Origin of the sequence: Kribbella sp. NPDC049174 (assembly GCF_043197365.1) — a bacterium.
Lineage (GTDB): Bacteria > Actinomycetota > Actinomycetes > Propionibacteriales > Kribbellaceae > Kribbella.
The window spans coordinates 20,365-37,453 of the sequence record NZ_JBICSZ010000019.1 but is presented as its reverse complement, the minus strand read 5'-3'; the positions used below and the strand labels follow the sequence as shown (position 1 = coordinate 37,453).

Sequence of the window (17,089 nt, the reverse complement as noted above, 5' to 3'; positions counted from 1 at the left end):
ATCCATCCTGAGAAGAGCCGGCCGGAGCATGACGCTCCGGCCGGCTCTTGTGGTGTGCGTCAGGCGGGTCCGGCCAGCGCCGTGCGCAACTGCCGGCGCGAGGTGATGCCGAGCTTGGAGAACGTCTTGCGCAGGTGCCACTCGACGGTGCGTGGACTGATGTAGAGCTGAGCCGCGATCTCGGTGTTCATCAGACCGTCGCGGGCCAGCCCGGCGATCTGCGCCTCCTGAGCGGTGAGGTCGTTGAGCGTGTCCGGCCGACGCTTGCGGACCGTTTCGCCGGTCGCGAGTAGTTCGTGGCGGGCCCGCTCGGCGAACGCCCCGAGCCCCATCTCGTCCAGGTTCTGATGGGCTGTTCGCAGTTGGTCGCGGGCATCCGTACGACGTCCCTCGCGCCGCAGCCATTCGCCGTACAAGAGCTGGGAACGGGCTTGCTCGACGCGGAGGCTGGTCCTGCTCAGGTGCTCGACGGATCGGCGGTAGGCGTCCTCGTCCGAGTTGAGCAATGCCTGGACGCGTGCCTCCATGCCGAGTCCCCACTCGGTCGGAGTGGCCGTGGTGCGCTCGGTCAGCCAGCTGAGTGTGCTCTCGACCAGCTTCGTGTCGCCGGTTCGGGATGCCGCCTCGGCCAGTTCACCGATCACCAGCACGCCGTACCCGACGATGTCCTGCTCGAACACCAGCTGGGCGGCGTCGCGGGCCACCTCGTACCGGCCGAGACCGTTGTGCAGGATGGCTTTCGTGTACGTCGCGAAGGCCGCCATCCGGCCCTGGTTGTGTTCGGTCGCCTCCCTGATCGTCGCGTCGATCAGCCCGATCGCTGTCGTCTCGTCGCCGCGGAGTGACGCGAGCAGCATTTCGCCGTACCTGATCCTGGGATTGCCGGTTGCTGCGGCGATCTGGCGCTCCTCCTCGACGTAGGAGGCGATCGCGGACAGATCGCCGGTCAGGAACTGGACGTTGGCGCGGAAGTTGAGGGCGAACTGAAGTTGCAGAAGCGCGCCGGTCTCGCGAGCCATCCGGTCCTGCCGGACGGCAAGCTCGAGAGCGGTCTCGTAGTCCCAGACCTCGATGGCGATGCTGCCGCTCGCCCGGTTCCCGGCAAGCCACAACCAACTGCCGACGTCGTCGGCTCCGATGTCCGCCTCGCGAGCCTGTGCGAGAGCCTTGGTCAAATGCGGCGCGGCAGTCGTGTAGCCGCGGGTGAAGCGCAGGGCGAGTGCTTGGAGCAGGAGGTCGGCCGGTGGGTCGGATTCGACTGGGGGAGGGGCTGCCGCCGACGCGTAGGCAAGGACGCCGGGGGCCTCAGGCCCGCTTGCCCACATCGCCGCCGCCATCGCCTCCAGATAGGTCACCCTTGCCCGAGCCGGGTCGTACGAGTCCAGTTGCCGAGCCGCACTGAGCAGCTGGCGAGCGGCGTCCCGGGCGTGGCCTTGGTCGAAGGCGATCTCCCCACGCAGCCGCTCGACCTCGGCAGCTCGGAGTGCGTCCGGTGGACCGGCAGCCACTCCGCTCAGCAGACTCAGGGCTGAGTCGAGAGCACCGGCGCTGCGCTTGGCGGCCGCTGCGGCCAGCGTCCGTTCCGCCCGGCGGTCCGGCTCCGGGGTCAGCTCCGCAGAACGGACCAGGAAGTCGGACGCAGCGTTCAGGCCACCGCAGCCCTGAGCCCTCCGGGCCGACCGCTCGAGCTCTGCAGCGACCTCCTCGTCCGGCAGGGGCGTCGCCTGAGCGCGGTGCCATGCGCGCCGGTCCGGGGAGGTGTCTGGATCGGTGACGTCTGCCAGCGCCCGGTGTACGGAGTACCGCTCCTTGGGCGAGGCCATCCGGTACGACGCCGACCGCACCAACGGATGCCGGAACCGGATGTTCTGCCCAAAGGTGATCAGGCCCGACTCGATCGCACTCGCTGCCGGGTCCGCGCCCAGTCCAAGCCGCTCGGCAGCTCGCCAGAGCAAGGTGGCGTCGCCGAGCGGCTCGGCCGCGGCTGTCAGGAGAAGCAAACGGGTATCGGGTGGAAGTGCTTCGAGACGCCGTATGAAGCCCTCTTCGATCCGGCTGGACAAGGTGCCCGCGGGGTCGCTGTCCGCGAGTTCCGTCACGCTCCACGCCCGCGGCAACTCGAGCAAGGCCAGTGGGTTGCCACGCGTCTCGGCCACGATGCGGTCCCGGACACGGGGGTCGACCGGACCTGGGAGAACCGAGTCCAGCAGCGCTCGGGCGTCCGCGTCGCCCAGGCCGCGGATCTCGAGCTCCGGCAGGGCCGCGAACTCGTGGTCCTCACCATGGCGTACGGCGAAGATCATGACCACCGACTCGGCCGCCAGGCGCCGGGCAACGAACGCCAGCACCTGAGCAGACACCCTGTCGAACCACTGGGCGTCGTCGACGATGCATAGGACCGGCTGCTGCCCGGCCGCCTCGGACAGCAGGTTCAGGACGGCCAGTCCGACCAGGAATCGGTCCGGAATCGGACCGGACTGGAGGCCGAACGCCGTACCGAGCGCGTCTTGCTGTGGACGCGGCAGGCGGGCGATGCGGTCGCGGAACGGCTGACACAGCTCCTGGAGCCCGGCGAAGGCCAGCTCCATCTCGGACTCGACTCCGACGGCCTTGGTGACCTGGCAGGACTGGGCCCGCGTCACCAAATCCTCCAGCAACGCGGACTTGCCGACTCCGGGCTCGCCACAGAGCACCAGAGCGTCGCTGTGGCCGGTCCGTGCGGCGTCGAGCATCGCGTCCAGTACGGCGGTCTCCTGCCGCCGGCCGCGCAGTTCGCGATCTGCCATGCCCACCCCGCCGTCACCAGGGCGCCCGACTCGATAGGCGCGCGCCGCAACGAAGTCAGGTTTGCACCCACAACCGACCCAGCGCAACGGTGCCGGTCCCACCTCGATCAGCGCGGCCCTTCTCGACGGCTCAGGTGGCGTGCATCATCGCGGTATGACGACATCGACGCCGGACGGACCCGCGCTGGCAGGGCAGACGGTCGTAGTCATCGGTGGGAGTCAGGGGATCGGACTTGCAACGGCCCGTCGCGCCCGAGCGGAGGGTGCGTCCGTGATCATCACGGCACGCAACGAGGAACGCCTGCAGCAGGTCGGCAAGGAGCTCCGCGCTGACACAGCCGCCTTCGACGCGACCGACTTCGAACTCCTCCGGATGTTCTTCGACGCGCTCCCCACGCCGATCGATCATGTCCTGGTCACTGGACCAGGGCCGTACTACGCGCCGCTGGAGGCGTTCGACTTCGACGAGGCACGCCGCGACATCGAGTCGCATCTGTTGTTGCCGTTGCAGATTGCCCGATTCGCGATCGGCAAGGTCCGCCCCGGCGGATCGCTGACCTTCATGGGTGGCACCGGCGGACGCCGTACGGCGTCTGGCCTTGTACTCATCGGTGCGCTGACGGCCGCGATGCCGGCCATGACTCGGAACCTTGCAATCGAGCTCGCGCCGATACGGGTGAACCTGATCGCGGCCGGATTCGTTGACACGCCGCTGTCGGCCACCCTGCTCGGCGACCAGCTGGAGGCACGCCGCGAAGAACTCCGTGCGACGCTACCGATCAGACGCGTGGTCGGACCCGACGACATCGCGTTACTGGCACTCCACCTGATGACCAACACAGCCTTCACCGGCGCAACGATCGACATCGACGGCGGCCAGCAACTCATCTGACTCCTGACTGCCCCGTCAGTTGCCGGGCAAGGTGCCGATCATCTGGGCGAGGTCCATTTCGCTGTCCCGGGTCTGGAGACCACGTTCGAATGCGGTTCGGATGAGCCATTGTGTCTCGGCGTCGTGGACGCCGGCTCCGAAGATGTCCGAATCGCGGCGGAAGTCCTCGGCGGGTGCGAGGGCGATCGCGTTGACGCGGTCCTTGACCGCGGCCTGGCCCGAGCCTGGAAAGCGGGCGATCCGGTGCGCGAGCGCGCCGACGAAGGCGTCGATCTCGTCGGCCGGCAGGGCTCGGTTGATCCAGCCGTATCGTTCGGCGAACTCCGCGTCGTAGTCACTGGCGCTCAACATGACCTCAAGGGCTCGGGCGCGGCCCATGAGGCGAACGAGGTGCTGGGTGGCACCTCCGCCGGGGAGGAGTCCGAACGCAGGCTCGAACTGACTGAAGATCGCCGATTCACGTGCGGCGAACCGCATGTCACAGGCCAGCACGAACTCGCTACCTGCACCGCGTACTCGTCCCTCGATCTGGGCGATGGTGACCAGGCGGCTCGAACTCAGGTGATGGAACAGGAGTGCGATGGAGGGCTCGCCGACCAGCCGCGCCGCCTCTGCCCGATACTCCTCGACCTGGGTGAGATCGACGTGAGGGATGAAGTAGTCGGGGTCTTCGCTCTTGAATACGAGCACCTGGATGGACTCGTCGGCCTCGGCTCGCTGAATCAACGAGACCAGGTCACGGACCAATTCGGGACCCAGAAGATTCATGGGCGGGTTCCTGACTCCTAGGAACAGGACGGCCCCTTCCTTCTGTACGGCGAGCGTCTCGTAGGACGGAAAGTCAGTCTCGACAGGCATTCAGCTTCACTCCTCGAGCTCGGCACAGCGTTGCGGTCGGTTCTGCCTCGCGTTCACGCGGCCTCGTCGCCGTACTTGTAGAAGCCTTCTCCACTGGCTCGGCCAAGCTTTCCCTGGTCGATGTAGTGCTCCTTGAGGTAGCGGGCGTTCGCCAGGGATTCCTCGTCCCCGGCTACGTCGATGTTGTAGACAGTGGTCAGCCCGATGACGTCGAGGGCCTGGAACGGGCCGTGCGGTGCTCCGGTCGCCGTACGCCAGGCCTTGTCCACTGTCTCTGGGTCAGCCACGCCCTTGACGACGAGAGCCTGGGCGGCCTGGAGGAACGGGACTTGGAGCGAGTTCACGACATAGCCGGGCTGCTCCTTGCGGAGTTCGATGGGCACCATCCCGATCCGGCGTGCGAAGTCGACGACGGCCTTGTAGACGTCTGGGTCCGTGTCGGCGTGGCCCATGATCTCAGCGGTGTTGTGGACCCAGATCTGGTTGGCGAAGTGCAGCGCCAGGAACCGTTCAGGCCGGCCCGTCGCGTCCGCCAGGTCGCTGGGCATCAGCGTGGAGCTGTTGGTGACGAAGATGGCCTTCTTCGGTGCGAGCGGCCCTAGCTTCGCGTAGAGCCCACGCTTGATGTCGAGGCGCTCAGGCGCGGATTCGACGACCAGGTCCGCGCCGCGGACCGCGTCTTCCAGCTGCGACGAATACCTGATCCTCGTCAGGGCTGCTTGGACGGAGCTGTCCGAGGCACCCGCGACCTCCTGCACGTATCGGGCCGCGAGGCCTTCGAACCCGTCCTTGGCCTTCTCGAGGATCTCGTCGCTGATGTCGTAAGCAGTGACCTCGAAGCCGGAGTACGCGGCCTGGTACGCGATCTGCGATCCAAGTACGCCGGTCCCGAGCACCGCGACCTTCTCGATGCGTGCCGTCATGTCGGTTGTCCTTCCTCTCGGACGGGATGCATTCCCATCGCGATGTAATTGACAACTCGACTATCGCCCGGGCAGCGACACATCGCCCCCGTGGTGGCCCCCAGTCACACCACTAGGACGCGATCATCGCCAAGCTCGCAGAACGCCCTCAAGGAAGCCCTGCCCACAACGGCCGTAGCCTCACTCGCGCCGCCTTTGCCGCGTCCCATGTCCGAGCCCGATCGCGAGAACGGCGACCTCCACGCCGTAGCCGACGAGGCTGCCATGCGGGAAGTAGTCGAAGAGCGCGGTACTCGCGACAAGAACCACTGTGGTCGACCCGAGCAAACCTGCCCACCAACCACGGATGTGGTGCCGACGGTAGCTGACCACGCCCGCGACTGCCGCACAGATACAGATCGCGAGTAGCAGCGGAATCTCGGCGCCCCAGAGGGAATCCCAGGGCGGGCCGAGGTCGTGGCCGACGTAGCTGATGACCGTGATCGGCGCACCGAGCACTGTCAGCAGCGCCACCGCGCCAGTCCACCGACCCGCCACCCGCGCCGCCGGCACCAGGGCAGTCCCGATGAGCAAGAACGAAGGAGCCAGTAGTGCGCCGAAGAGCGCGTAGTCGTCGCTGATCTGTAGGCCGGCCGCGACGTCGCGGACCCAGTCGTAAGGGACGCTGCCATCGAGCCGCCGCGCCCATTCCGGCGCGCTAGCGCCGTCCCAGGCGACGAGTTGCGGCGGAAGTAGGAACGCCGCCCAGATCGAACCTACGACCGCCATCCCGCCGTAGCCCCATTGCCGCCGACTTCCAGGCTCCACCTGGGTCACGACCCCAGATTCGCGGATCAAGTTGCCGATGGCTACCTCACAGCTCGGGCTTGGTAACGAAGTACTACTTTCAACCAGTTAATGCTTGCTCGGAGCTCTGGTGCTGCTGTAGTCAAGCTGCACCAGGAAGGGAGTAGCCGATGGAAGCCGGAGGCAACGAGGTCACGGCCGCGCTGCAAGGTGCGTACGCCGGACTGCTGCGAGCCGTCGAACTGGAGAGACGGCGTCCTGACGACGCCATCGACGCCGTTGCGGTGGTCTCGGATTTGCACGAGCTGCGGACGATCATGTCGGCTGCGGGTCAACTGATGCGGTCGTTCGACCTCGCCCGGTACGGCGAGCTGGCGAAGTGGGGCCCGGACGGTGAGCCGGACAATCCGGACAACCTCACGCCGCGGCAGTTCGTCGAGGCAGCTGACGTGGACGTGAGTGCCGCCTTCGAGCACTTGCAATGCGCAGCCGAGAGTCTGACCGCAGCCCGTCGCCGAATGGCAGTCGTCAGCTGATCCGCGTTCAGTTGGACCCGGTTCCGACCATGACGACCGGGCCGCGGGCGAGTCGCAGGATGTTGTACGACGTTGAGCCGCGCACCAGTCCGTGGTCCGGCCCGATCACTGTCAGCGCGGCCGCGGCCGACTCGGCCAGGACTGCACTGTCGACCAGCCCGTGCGCGAACCTCCAGCGGACGTCAACCTCCGGATAGGCCATCTGCCAGAGCTGCACTGCGTCTTCGGCGTCGGCTGACGTCGAGGTGTGGACGATTGTCAGCCCGGTTCCACGACGCCGAGCGGCGCGGAACGCGAATCCCAGCGTTGCCGGGGGCCCGCCGTTGAGGTCTACCTCGACAACCACTCTGGATGCCGAGGGTCCGATCGCGTCCTTCTTCGACAGCCCGATCGCTGCGACCGAGGCCGTCGTACGGCGTGCCAACCGCCGGATCAGCGACCGTTCGAGCCGCCCCGACCGGCGATCATGGCCGATCACCACGAGTGCCCGGTCAGTGTTGCGGGTCTCTGCCACCAGCGCCGTGATCTGTCGGCCAGGGAAGGCGCGTGTCCTGATCCGCAGCGACGGTGCGATCCGGCGGGCACGGCGGACGGCCGCCGTGAGTGCTGCCTCGGTGGCTTCGCTGGCCCCTAGGTCCACCGTGCTGTTGCCGAACGGGTCGATGGTGCGCGGCCAGCGAAACGCGTGCACGATCCGCAGCTCGGATCCCCGGGCTGCGGCCTCGGCCGCGGCCCATTCGAGAGACTCGAGGTCAGGTGCGCCGCCGTCGACGAGCACGATGACCGGTCCGTTGTCCGGGCCGGCCGGCGTCGAGGTCGGGTCGGCGACCGGCTGGGGCATGTCGTTCGCCCCTTGCCACCCGCGGAACAGCTTCATGAGATGCCTCCAAGACGGTGCCTACGTGTTGTCCGGCTTCCACCGTCCCGCCTCAGACCTCCGGTCACACCAGTGACAGCCACGGGACCGACCCACTGGTCTCGCCGATCCGTGACGTCCTTCAGGCGCCGGTTGGGGCCGGCCAGCCGGCTTGGTTCACGGCCCAGGCCAGGACGTCGTCGGCGACCTCCTCCCACCCCTTCTGCGCGGGCAGCAGGTGCGGCATGCCTTCGTATTCCTTGATCTCGGTGATGGTCTTCGAGGACTTGTAGTGCTTGAGGTTGGATCGCTGCACGCTCGGCGGCATGAGGTGGTCCTCGCTGCCGGATACGAACAGCAGCGGTGCCCGGTCGTCGTTGTGGTAGTCGACGTGGACGTCCTGCGGGCCGGGCTGGAAGTTCGCCAGCACGCTGTTCCAGAAGATCCGCCCGGAAGCCGGGACGTGGTACCGCTGGTAGAGCTTGAGGGATTCTTCCTCGGTGAAGGTGTTGGCGAACGTGTACTTCCACTGCTCGGACGTGAGGCCGACGGCCTTGTGGTGGTTCGCCGGGTTCTTCAGCACCGGGAGCGACGCCTTGATCTGGGACAGCGGGAGGACGAGCACGCCCTCGGTCGCCGCGGAGTTGATGGCCACGCCCGCGGCGCCGTATCCGTGGTCCAGCAGGACCTGCGTGAACGCACCGCCCGCGGAGTGGCCGATGATGATCGGCGGCTCGTCGAGGGCGCCGACCACGGATTCCAGGTGCGAGATGATCGCCGGTGCCGTCACCTTCTCGATCGGCGTCGGGTCGGCGTTGAGTGCCTCGACCTCCACCTCGAAACCTGGGTAGGCGGGCGCGATGACGTTGTATCCAGCCCGCTCGTAGCGGTCGATCCAGTGTTCCCAGCTGCGTGGGGTCACCCAGAATCCGTGGACGAGAACGATGGTCTTCATGGGGGAGTGGCCTTTCCGGCGAGGTATCCGATCTGCGGACTTACACCTATGCGTCCGGACAGCGCGGCGAGATGTGACACGAACGCCCAGGCTGCGTCGGCTCGAGGCCGTCCCAGGCGCTGGGCGTGCACACCGCGACCCGCAGGTCGTCACCTCCAGTAGGGCCGGGTGCACTCGACAGTGCTCCCGTAGTCATCCCGTGGCTGTCCCGGCTACGGGATCGCCTACGGGTCTGCCAGGGCGCGACGGCGGCGCCGTCGACGGAATGTGAAGGGAGGACATTCCCGAGTGCAGGAAGGCCGGAAGGGTGAAGGAAGAACTGTCGGATCTCGACGAGGCACTGGCGATGTTCGTCGAGATGCGGCCGCAGCTGATGGCGATCGCGTACCGGATGCTCGGCAGCACGAGCGAGGCCGAGGACGTCGTCCAGGAAATTTGGCTGCGCTGGCAGAAGACGGACCACACGATCGTCTCGAACCCGCAGGCTCTGCTGGTGACGATGACCACCCGGCTCGCGATCAACGTGAGCAAGTCCGCCCGCTGGCGGCACGAGACCCCGGTCGATCGCTGGGCCCCCGTGTCAGGCAATGCCGGTGACGACCCGGCGGCCCAGACCGAAACCCGCGAGGCCGTCGAGGAGGCAATGCGACTGATGATGGCGAGACTGACTCCGAGTGAGCGTGCTGCGTACGTGCTCCGAGAGGCGTTTGATTACCCGTACCGGCAGATCTCGGAGTGCCTTCAGGTCGGCGTGGCCAACGCCAGGCAGTTGGTCAGCCGCGCCCGCGCGCATCTCGCCGTCGGCGGACGTACGGTGGCGAGTTCGGCCCCCCACGAGCCCTTGTTGCACGCGTTCCTCAACGCCGCTCAGGGCGGCGAACTCGCCGACCTGGAGGAGGTCCTGGCTGCCGATCTGGCGGCCTGACGATCGTTGCCACCCCACCACCCGCGGCTTAGGCTCGGCTATTGGGCGGTGGGCGATGGCGATTCAGCTGCAAGGCCGGGAGCGCGAGTGCGAGACGCTTGATCGGCTCGTAGTCAGTCTTCGAGCCGGGCAGAGCGCTGCGCTCGTACTCCGCGGTGACGCCGGAATCGGCAAGACCGCCCTGCTGGACTACGTGCAGGCGCACCCCGCCGCGAGCCGCGTGATCCGAGCGGCCGGCGTCGAGTCCGAGCACGAGCTGGCGTACGGCGGTCTGCACCAGCTGTGCGCCCAGCTACGGCCGAACCTGTCCGCCCCCGGGTACGAGGCCCTCAGAACCGCGGTCGGTCTGACCAAGGGTGACTCCCCCGACCGCTTCTTGGTGGGCGTCTCGATGCTGAACCTGCTGACCGAGGCCGCCGAAGACAACCCACTGATCTGCTTGATCGACGACGCTCAGTGGCTGGATCGGGTGTCCACTCAGACTCTCGCTTTCGTGGCCCGCCGGCTGCTGGCCGAGCGGGTGGCGCTCGTCTTCGCGGCCCGTGACCCCAGCGCCGTCGATGAGCTGTCCGGCCTGCCCGAGCTCGTCGTAACAGGACTGGACTTCAGTGACGCCCGTGCCCTGCTGGATCTGGAGCTCAGGGGTGTCGTGGACGAGCGTGTCAGGGACCGGTTCGTGGCCGAGACGCGAGGCAATCCGCTGGCTTTGATCGAGTTGCCCCGCGCCCTGTCGGCAGGCCAACTGGCGGGTGGCTTCGGACTGCCCGACGCACCGGACGCGCGGGCGCTGACCAGCCGGATCGAGGAAGGCTTCCGGGGTCGTCTCCAATCGCTGCCGCTCGACTCTCGGCTGCTCATGCTCACCGCTTCTGCCGAGCCGATCGGTGACGCCGCTCTGCTCTGGCGGGCTGCCGAGCGACTCGGGATCGGTCCCGACGCAGCCGCACCGGCGGAGGCCACCGACCTGATCGACATCGGTACCCGCGTACGGTTCCGGCACCCGCTGATCCGCTCGGTCGTCTACCGGGACGCCTCGCAAGCGGACAAGCGCCGCGTGCACCGCGCCTTGGCCGAGGCCACTGACCCAGCGGTGGATCCTGATCGACGAGCGTGGCACCGCGCCCACGCAGCGGTAGGTCTCGACGAGGCGGTGGCCGCCGAACTGGAGAGCGCCGCCGAGCGGGCCCGGGCGCGCGGTGGTCTGGCCGCCGCCGCTGCCTTCCTGGAGCGAGCCGCCGAGCTCACACCGGATCCGGTACGGCGCGCCGGGCGAGCGCTGGCCGCCGCCGGCACCAAGTTTCGGGCCGGCGAACCCGACACCGCCTACGACCTGCTCGCCACTGCGGAGATCGGCCCGCTGGACGACCTCCAGAGCGCCCACCTCGCGCGGCTGCGCGCCCAGATCGTCTTTGCCCGCCGGCGCAGCAGCGATGCCGGACCGTTGCTCCTGGACGCGGCCAACCGGCTCGAAGACCTGGGAGACCCGTTGGCGCGGGAGACGTACCTGGAGGCGCTCAGCGCCGCCATCTTCGGCGGCCGGCTCGGCGACGTCGTGAAAGCGGCCGAGGCGGCGCGCGTGGCTCGTCCGGCCCCTGCGCCGGCCGGGCCGATGGATCTCCTCCTGGACGGGGTCGCCGCGCGATTCACCGAGGGGTACGCCGCCGCCGTAAAGCCATTGCAGAAGGCTCTGCACGCTCTCCGCGCAGACGCCACTCGTGGCGCGGCCAGGCTCGAGCACTGGCTGTGGCTGGCCTGCCCGGTCGCGCCCGAACCGGTCGCGCCCGAGCTCTGGGACGACGAGGCCTGGCACGACCTGGCTGTCCGCGCGGTCGAGTCCGGCCGGGAACTCGGAGCCCTCGGCGTCCTCCCGGTGGCGCTGTCGTACCGGGCGGGCGTCCACCTGCACGCCGGAGAGTTCACTGCGGCGGCTGCGCTCGTCTCCGAGTCCGACGCCATCGCCGCGGCAACCTGCAGGGCGCCACTGCGTTACTCCCGTCTGATGCTCGCCGCCTGGTGTGGCGAGGAGGACGTGGGCCTCAAGACGATCGAGGCCGGCGTCAAGGACGCGACCGAGCGCGGCGAAGGCCGGGCGGTTGCGTTGGCCGGGTGCATGACCGCCGTGCTCTACAACGGTCTTTCCCGGTACGACGCCGCTCTCGAGGCAGCACGCCGAGCCTGCGAGCAGGAGGACCTCGGATACTTCGGCTGGTCGTTGGTCGAACTCGTCGAGGCGGCGGCGCGCAGCAACGCCGACAAGACAGCGGCCGAGGCGCTGCAACAGCTCGAGCAACACGCCGGCGCGGCCGGGACCGACTGGGGCCTCGGCGTTCTGGCCCGGTCGAGGGCGCTGCTCGCCGAGGGTCCCGCCGCCGACGCCCTTTACCGGGAGGCGATCGAGCGGCTCGGCCGTACGCGGATCGCCGTACACCTGGCCCGTGCGCACCTGGTGTACGGCGAGTGGTTGCGCCGCGAGCAGCGTCGCCAGGATGCCCGGTTCCACCTGCGCGTCGCCTACGACAGCTTCGGCGGCATGGGCGCGAAAGCGTTCGCCGAGCGCGCCCGCCAAGAGCTCGTCGCGACCGGAGCGACAGCGCGGAGGCGGCAGGTGGACACGCACGGCATCCTCACCGCACAAGAAGCGCAGATCGCCCGGCTGGCTGCCGGCGGGCTCACGAACCACGAGATCGGCAGCCAGCTGTTCATCAGTCATCACACCGTGGAATGGCATCTCCGCAAGGTGTTCACCAAGCTGGACGTCAAGTCGCGCAAGCAGCTCACCTCGACGGTGATCGACGCCGCGAGCCCGGTTGTGGCGGTCTGACCTATTTGACTCCGAGTGCCTTGCGGAGCACGTGGATCGCCTGCTCCATCGCACCGGTGACGGCCGCGGACTCACGCAACGGGTTCAGCATCATGAAGTCGTGAATCGTGCCGTTGTAGCGGACGCTCGTGGTGCGGACACCGGCCTCGGTCAGCTTGCGGGCGTACGCCTCGCCCTCGTCGCGCAGTACGTCGTTCTCGTCGACGACGACGAACGCCTCCGGCAGACCGGCGAGCTCGTCGAGCCCCGCCCGCAGCGGCGACACGGTGCTCTCGCCGCGCCGAGCGTGGTCCGGCAGGTAGGCGTCCCAGAACCAGGCCATTCCCTTGGCGGTCAGGAACGGTCCGTCGGCGAACTCGCGGTAGCTGTCGGTGTCCTGCGCGGCATCGGTCACCGGGTAGTACAGCGACTGGTGCACGAAGGTGACGTCTCCGCGCTGCTTGGCCAGGATGGTCACCGCCGCGGTCATGTTGCCGCCGACCGAGTCGCCCGCGATCGCCAGCCGGCTCGGGTCGAGGCCTTCGTAGCGACCATGGGCGGTGATCCAGCGGGCGGTGGCATACGCCTGCTCGATCGCGACCGGGTACTGCGCGTCCGGCGAGCGGTCGTACTCGACGAACACGATTGCGGCCTCGGCGCCGACGGACAGCTCACGGACCAGCCGGTCGTGGGTTCCCGCGTTGCCGAGGATCCAGCCACCGCCGTGGATGTACAGGACCGTCGGCAGCAGCCCTTCGGCTCCGACCGGCTTGACGATCCGGACCCGGACGTCACCGACCTCGGCCGGTACGGTGATCCACTTTTCGTCGACCGTGGGCTTGTCGATCGGAGCTGCCTGGAGGTCGTCCAGGACCTTCCGGGCACCGTCCGGGCCCAACTGATAGAGGAATGGAGGCTTTGAGGTCGCGTCGGCGATTCCCTGGGCCGCCTCCTCGAGAATGTGCTTCGTCATGAAACTGTCCTTCCTTTCATGCATTTCTGACGTGCTGAGGACACCGGGATCGGTGCCCGGTTGTTGATCAGTACGGCGAGCGCTGCCTAGCTGCGCGCAGCGTGCTCGATCACCTTGGTGACGACGCCGGGGGCGCTCATCAGGCCGAGGTGTCCGGCGTCGTACTCGGTGATGGTGGCGCCGGCTCGTTTGGACATGGTCCGCTGTGCACTGGCCGGGATGATCTGGTCCTTGGTGCCGATCGCGCTCCAGGACTTGATCGTCTTCCAGGCCGGGGCTGCGGACGGCTCGTTGAGTGCGCCGAGTGCGCCCGGTCGCTGGGTCGCGAAGACGAGGTCCTTGGTGTCGGAGTTCAGCCCGGTCGCGAACGAGCTGAAGACGGTCGACCGCTTGAGGTACACCTCGGTGGTCGGGGTGGGCGGCAACGTGGCGGGGACGAAGTCGAAGATGGTCGTCGGCTCGACAGCGAGCGCCGAGTCCGGCCCCACGAGCTGGAACGGGGTCTCACCGAGGTCCGGCGCGAAGGCGTTGACGTACACGAGAGCCTTGACGTTCGGAAGCCCGGTGGCCGCGTTGGTGATCACGAAACCGCCGTACGAGTGACCGACCAGCACGACCGGTCCCGGCACCGTTTGCACAAAGGCCCGCACCGACGCCGCGTCACCCGCTACCGAGCGCAGCGTGTTGGGGATGGCGCGCACCGTGTACCCATCGTCCTGCAGCCGCTCGGTCACGCGGTTCCAGCTCGAACCGTCTGCCCAGGAGCCGTGCACCAGCACGATCGTCGGCTTCGCTCCACGCTGTTCTCCAGCAGCGCTCTGCACCGGGTTGAAGCTCGCTAGGCCCAGCGCCACGGCGGCGAGCAGGAACGCCAGGGTGCGCCCGCGTCTCTTGGGACGGCGAGCCCAGTTGGTCAGGGGATTTCTCATCGATCTGTCCTGTTCCGTGCGATTGGACGGCCAGCCGCCTACCGGTTGGCTCACTCATTCGTCCGAGTAACACCCCGCGATGTGACAGGAGCCCGCGAGGTGACCAGGGTCCGGTACGGGCGCGATAGGCGCCGTACGAGAGCACGCTGGTGATCTGAGTCAGAGCTAACTGGAGGAGGAATCATGATGAGAGGTATGCGGCAGTTGAGGTCGGGCGGAGGCCGACCGCTCACGCCGCTGGGAGCCGTGATCCGCGGATCGGTGGCCGGTGCCCTCGGCACCCTCGCAATGGACGTGTTGTTGTACGGCCGTTACCGCAGGGACGCCGGCAAGAGCGACTTTCCGCGCTGGGAGTTCTCAGCCGATGTCCACAGCTGGGACGAGGCGCCTGCCCCTGCCCAGGTGGGGAAGCGGCTCTATGAAGGGCTGTTCCGCCGTGAGTTGTCCGACCGACGGGCCGCCCTGGTCAACAACGTCATGCATTGGGGTGTCGGGATCGCCAACGGTGCCGTGTACGGCGTCCTCGCCGGATCGGCGCCAGAGCCCAAGATCCGTTATGGCGCTCCCTTCGGTGCGGGCGTGTGGGGAAGCGGCTATGTGACGCTGCCTGCCGCTGGGCTGTACCAGCCGATCTGGAAGTACAGCCGCCGTGTGCTCGCGAAGGACCTCAGCGCGCACCTGGTCTACGGACTGAGCACCGCGGCCGCCTTCCGGGCTCTCCACGGAAGGCGGCGGTGACGGGTCAGAGGCGGATCTGGATCTCGCCGTCGGCCTCCTGTACCGCGTAGACGGTCAACGGTTCGGTGGCCGGACCGTTGACCACGGCTCCGGTCCTGATGTCGAACCGGGAGCCGTGGCACTGGCACATGATCGTCGGTCCGGTGCGCAGTCCCCCGGAGAGCGGGCAGGTCTCGGAGGCGCAGGTACAGAGGTCGCCGAACGCGTAGACGCGGCCGTCCACCCGCGCGAAGGAGACGCGCAGCTTGCGATCGCCCAGGGTCAAGTAATAGGGAGCGACGTTGTCGTCACCGATCGCCGTCGCGGCGTCGACCGTGCGGAACGTGCCCGCTGAGAGCTCGGTCATCGGGTGCTCCTAGTAGGGATAGTCAGGGATGACGTCGGACTTCTTCGCGTCGAGTCGTAGCTCGCCCAGAGCACCGGCGGGTACGGCGGGACGGTGCGGCATCACCGGGGCCAGGCGCTCGTAACCGGACCCCAGCGGGGGCCTCGAGTCGTCGTCTCCCTTGTTCGGCCACAGCGACAGCGCACGTTCGGCCAGAGCGGTGATCGAGAGCGACGGGTTCACCCCGGTGTTCGCCGGCATCACGCTTCCGTCGATGACGTGCAGGCCCGGCTGGCCGAACACGCGCTGGTAGGGATCGACAGCGCCGGTCTCGCTGCTGTCGCCGATCGGAATACCGCCGGTGAAGTGGGCCGAGGCGGTGCGGTTGATGACCTCGAACGGCAGCGCTCCTTCGTGGCCGCCCATCCTGGTCGCCATCCGATCGACGAACTGCTCGACGACGGGGATGTGCACCGACGGAGGGGTGCCGGTGTGGCGGCTCCGCAGTAGACCGTCGTGCCAGTAGAGCTCGATCGACGTGTCGGTCGTCTGGGAGCAGAGCATGACGACGGTCCGCTCGGCCCAGTTGCGTGCGTCGTCGAAGCTGAGAACGGTCGTCGGGTGTTCGATCAGTTGCTTGATCCAGCCGGCGGTCGGGTGCTTCTGCTCGCCGTGCTGGTGGTAGGTGACCAGGAAGGCGAACAGGTCGTTCCCGACGCCCCAGTAGACGGGCTCGATGCTCGTTACGGGGTCGGGCCACACGCCGGAGGTAATCGATACCGACCCTGGCGTGAGGCGGATCCTGTCCGGATCGCGCTTCCATTCCTCGTGTGTACGGGTGATCGCCAGGAGCTGTTCGGAGTTCGTCCGTGCGCGCTGACCGAGCTCGGTGGACACGTCCCTCAGCCGCCCCTCGTGCTGCATGTGCAGCAGGAGCTTCGCCGAGCCGTACGCATGGGCGGCGACGATCACCTGCTCGGCGGTGTAGGTGTGATGTCGCAGCTGCGCGGCTCGTTGCGCCCACCCCGGATGCCGCGCGTGCACCTCGAATCCGCCTCCTTCGAGCGGGAGAAGGTCGTAGACCTCGTGGAGTTCGTGGACCCGGGCGCCGAGCTTCTCGGCCAAGTACAGGTAGTTCGTCGTGAGCTTGTTCTTCGCGTTGTGGCCGCAGCCGATGTTGCACTTCCCGCACGAGATGCACCCCGTACGACGCGGTCCGGCGCCACCGAAGTACGGGTCTTCGACCTCGACTCCTGGGCTACCGAAGTACACGCCCACAGGCGCCTTGTTGAAGGTTTCCCCTCTTCCCATCTCGGTCGCGACGTGGTGCATCACGCGGTCGACGTCGGTCGGCATGTACGGGTAGCGAACAGCGCCGAGCATCCGGGTCGCCTGGTCGTAGTGGGGGGCCAGCTCGTCGGCCCAATCGGTGATGCTCGCCCACTCCGGTGCGTCGAAGAACTGTTTCGGGGGCACGTAGAGCGTGTTCGCGTAGACATGAGATCCGCCGCCCACGCCTGCGCCGCACAAGACAAGCACGTCATCCAGGTACTCGACCCTCTGGATCCCGTAGAGGTTCGCCGCGGGGAACCACAGGAACCCGGGCAGATGCCACTGGCTCTTCGGGATGTCCGCGTCGTTCCACCGTTTGCCGGACTCCAGGACGCCGACCCGGTATCCCTTCTCCGCGGCACGAAGCGCGGCAACACTGCCCCCGAACCCGGAGCCGACGATCAGTACGTCGTAGTCGAAGCTCGTCATCGAGATCTCCCTCCTAGGCCCAACCTGTCGCCGACCACGTTTGCGC

15 protein-coding genes are annotated in these 17,089 nt (G+C 67.8%); 5 read left to right on the top strand and 10 right to left on the bottom strand.

Annotated features, from left to right (window positions below):
* Nucleotides 1-59: 59 nt before the first annotated feature.
* Nucleotides 60-2,786, bottom strand: coding sequence for an AAA family ATPase (locus ACGFIF_RS43385; RefSeq protein ID WP_393163617.1), 2,727 nt, complete (start codon nt 2,784-2,786; stop codon nt 60-62).
* A gap of 154 nt (nt 2,787-2,940) precedes the next feature.
* Between ACGFIF_RS43385 and ACGFIF_RS43380 the strand changes: the two genes are divergently transcribed.
* Nucleotides 2,941-3,678, top strand: coding sequence for an SDR family oxidoreductase (locus ACGFIF_RS43380; protein ID WP_393163615.1), 738 nt, complete (start codon nt 2,941-2,943; stop codon nt 3,676-3,678).
* Nucleotides 3,679-3,693: 15 nt separating this feature from the next.
* On the opposite strand, the gene ACGFIF_RS43375 is transcribed toward ACGFIF_RS43380, so the two are convergent.
* The 3 genes from ACGFIF_RS43375 to ACGFIF_RS43365 all read right to left on the bottom strand — a co-directional run bounded on the left by ACGFIF_RS43375 (nt 3,694) and on the right by ACGFIF_RS43365 (nt 6,275).
* Complete coding sequence (locus tag ACGFIF_RS43375; RefSeq protein ID WP_393163612.1) at nt 3,694-4,536, bottom strand: enoyl-CoA hydratase/isomerase family protein; 843 nt, start codon at nt 4,534-4,536, stop codon at nt 3,694-3,696.
* A gap of 53 nt (nt 4,537-4,589) precedes the next feature.
* Nucleotides 4,590-5,459, bottom strand: a complete 870-nt coding sequence (locus ACGFIF_RS43370) for a 3-hydroxyacyl-CoA dehydrogenase (protein WP_393163610.1) — start codon at nt 5,457-5,459, stop codon at nt 4,590-4,592.
* Nucleotides 5,460-5,639: 180 nt separating this feature from the next.
* A complete protein-coding gene (locus ACGFIF_RS43365; protein ID WP_393163608.1) occupies nt 5,640-6,275 on the bottom strand; it encodes a hypothetical protein in 636 nt (211 codons plus the stop codon).
* A 140-nt stretch (nt 6,276-6,415) separates the two neighbouring features.
* On the opposite strand from ACGFIF_RS43365, the gene ACGFIF_RS43360 reads away from it, so the two are divergent.
* Nucleotides 6,416-6,781: a hypothetical protein gene (locus ACGFIF_RS43360; protein ID WP_393163606.1), complete on the top strand. Its 366-nt coding sequence runs from the start codon at nt 6,416-6,418 to the stop codon at nt 6,779-6,781.
* Between the two features lie 7 nt (nt 6,782-6,788).
* Here ACGFIF_RS43360 and ACGFIF_RS43355 read toward each other — a convergent pair whose 3' ends face one another.
* Nucleotides 6,789-7,658, bottom strand: coding sequence for a universal stress protein (locus ACGFIF_RS43355; protein ID WP_393163604.1), 870 nt, complete (start codon nt 7,656-7,658; stop codon nt 6,789-6,791).
* A 121-nt stretch (nt 7,659-7,779) separates the two neighbouring features.
* Nucleotides 7,780-8,592: an alpha/beta hydrolase gene (locus ACGFIF_RS43350; protein WP_393163602.1), complete on the bottom strand. Its 813-nt coding sequence runs from the start codon at nt 8,590-8,592 to the stop codon at nt 7,780-7,782.
* Between the two features lie 307 nt (nt 8,593-8,899).
* Between ACGFIF_RS43350 and ACGFIF_RS43345 the strand changes: the two genes are divergently transcribed.
* Both ACGFIF_RS43345 and ACGFIF_RS43340 read left to right on the top strand, forming a co-directional pair.
* On the top strand, nt 8,900-9,517 hold the full coding sequence (locus tag ACGFIF_RS43345) for a sigma-70 family RNA polymerase sigma factor (RefSeq protein ID WP_393163600.1): 618 nt from the start codon (nt 8,900-8,902) through the stop codon (nt 9,515-9,517).
* A 55-nt stretch (nt 9,518-9,572) separates the two neighbouring features.
* Nucleotides 9,573-12,338 (top strand): AAA family ATPase, encoded by a 2,766-nt coding sequence (locus tag ACGFIF_RS43340; RefSeq protein WP_393163598.1) that lies wholly within the window; start codon nt 9,573-9,575, stop codon nt 12,336-12,338.
* A gap of 1 nt (nt 12,339) precedes the next feature.
* Here the strand turns inward: ACGFIF_RS43340 and ACGFIF_RS43335 are convergent, their stop codons facing one another.
* Both ACGFIF_RS43335 and ACGFIF_RS43330 read right to left on the bottom strand, forming a co-directional pair.
* Nucleotides 12,340-13,290 carry an alpha/beta hydrolase gene (locus ACGFIF_RS43335; RefSeq protein ID WP_393163596.1) on the bottom strand — a complete coding sequence of 317 codons (951 nt, stop codon included), beginning with the start codon at nt 13,288-13,290 and terminating at the stop codon, nt 12,340-12,342.
* Between the two features lie 86 nt (nt 13,291-13,376).
* On the bottom strand, nt 13,377-14,219 hold the full coding sequence (locus tag ACGFIF_RS43330) for an alpha/beta fold hydrolase (RefSeq protein WP_393163594.1): 843 nt from the start codon (nt 14,217-14,219) through the stop codon (nt 13,377-13,379).
* A gap of 183 nt (nt 14,220-14,402) precedes the next feature.
* Between ACGFIF_RS43330 and ACGFIF_RS43325 the strand changes: the two genes are divergently transcribed.
* Nucleotides 14,403-14,957, top strand: a complete 555-nt coding sequence (locus ACGFIF_RS43325) for a hypothetical protein (protein ID WP_393163592.1) — start codon at nt 14,403-14,405, stop codon at nt 14,955-14,957.
* 4 nt (nt 14,958-14,961) lie between these two features.
* Here the strand turns inward: ACGFIF_RS43325 and ACGFIF_RS43320 are convergent, their stop codons facing one another.
* On the bottom strand, nt 14,962-15,303 hold the full coding sequence (locus ACGFIF_RS43320; protein ID WP_393163590.1) for a Rieske (2Fe-2S) protein: 342 nt from the start codon (nt 15,301-15,303) through the stop codon (nt 14,962-14,964).
* Between the two features lie 9 nt (nt 15,304-15,312).
* A complete protein-coding gene (locus tag ACGFIF_RS43315) occupies nt 15,313-17,043 on the bottom strand; it encodes a GMC oxidoreductase (protein WP_393163588.1) in 1,731 nt (576 codons plus the stop codon).
* Between the last annotated feature and the right edge of the window lie 46 nt (nt 17,044-17,089).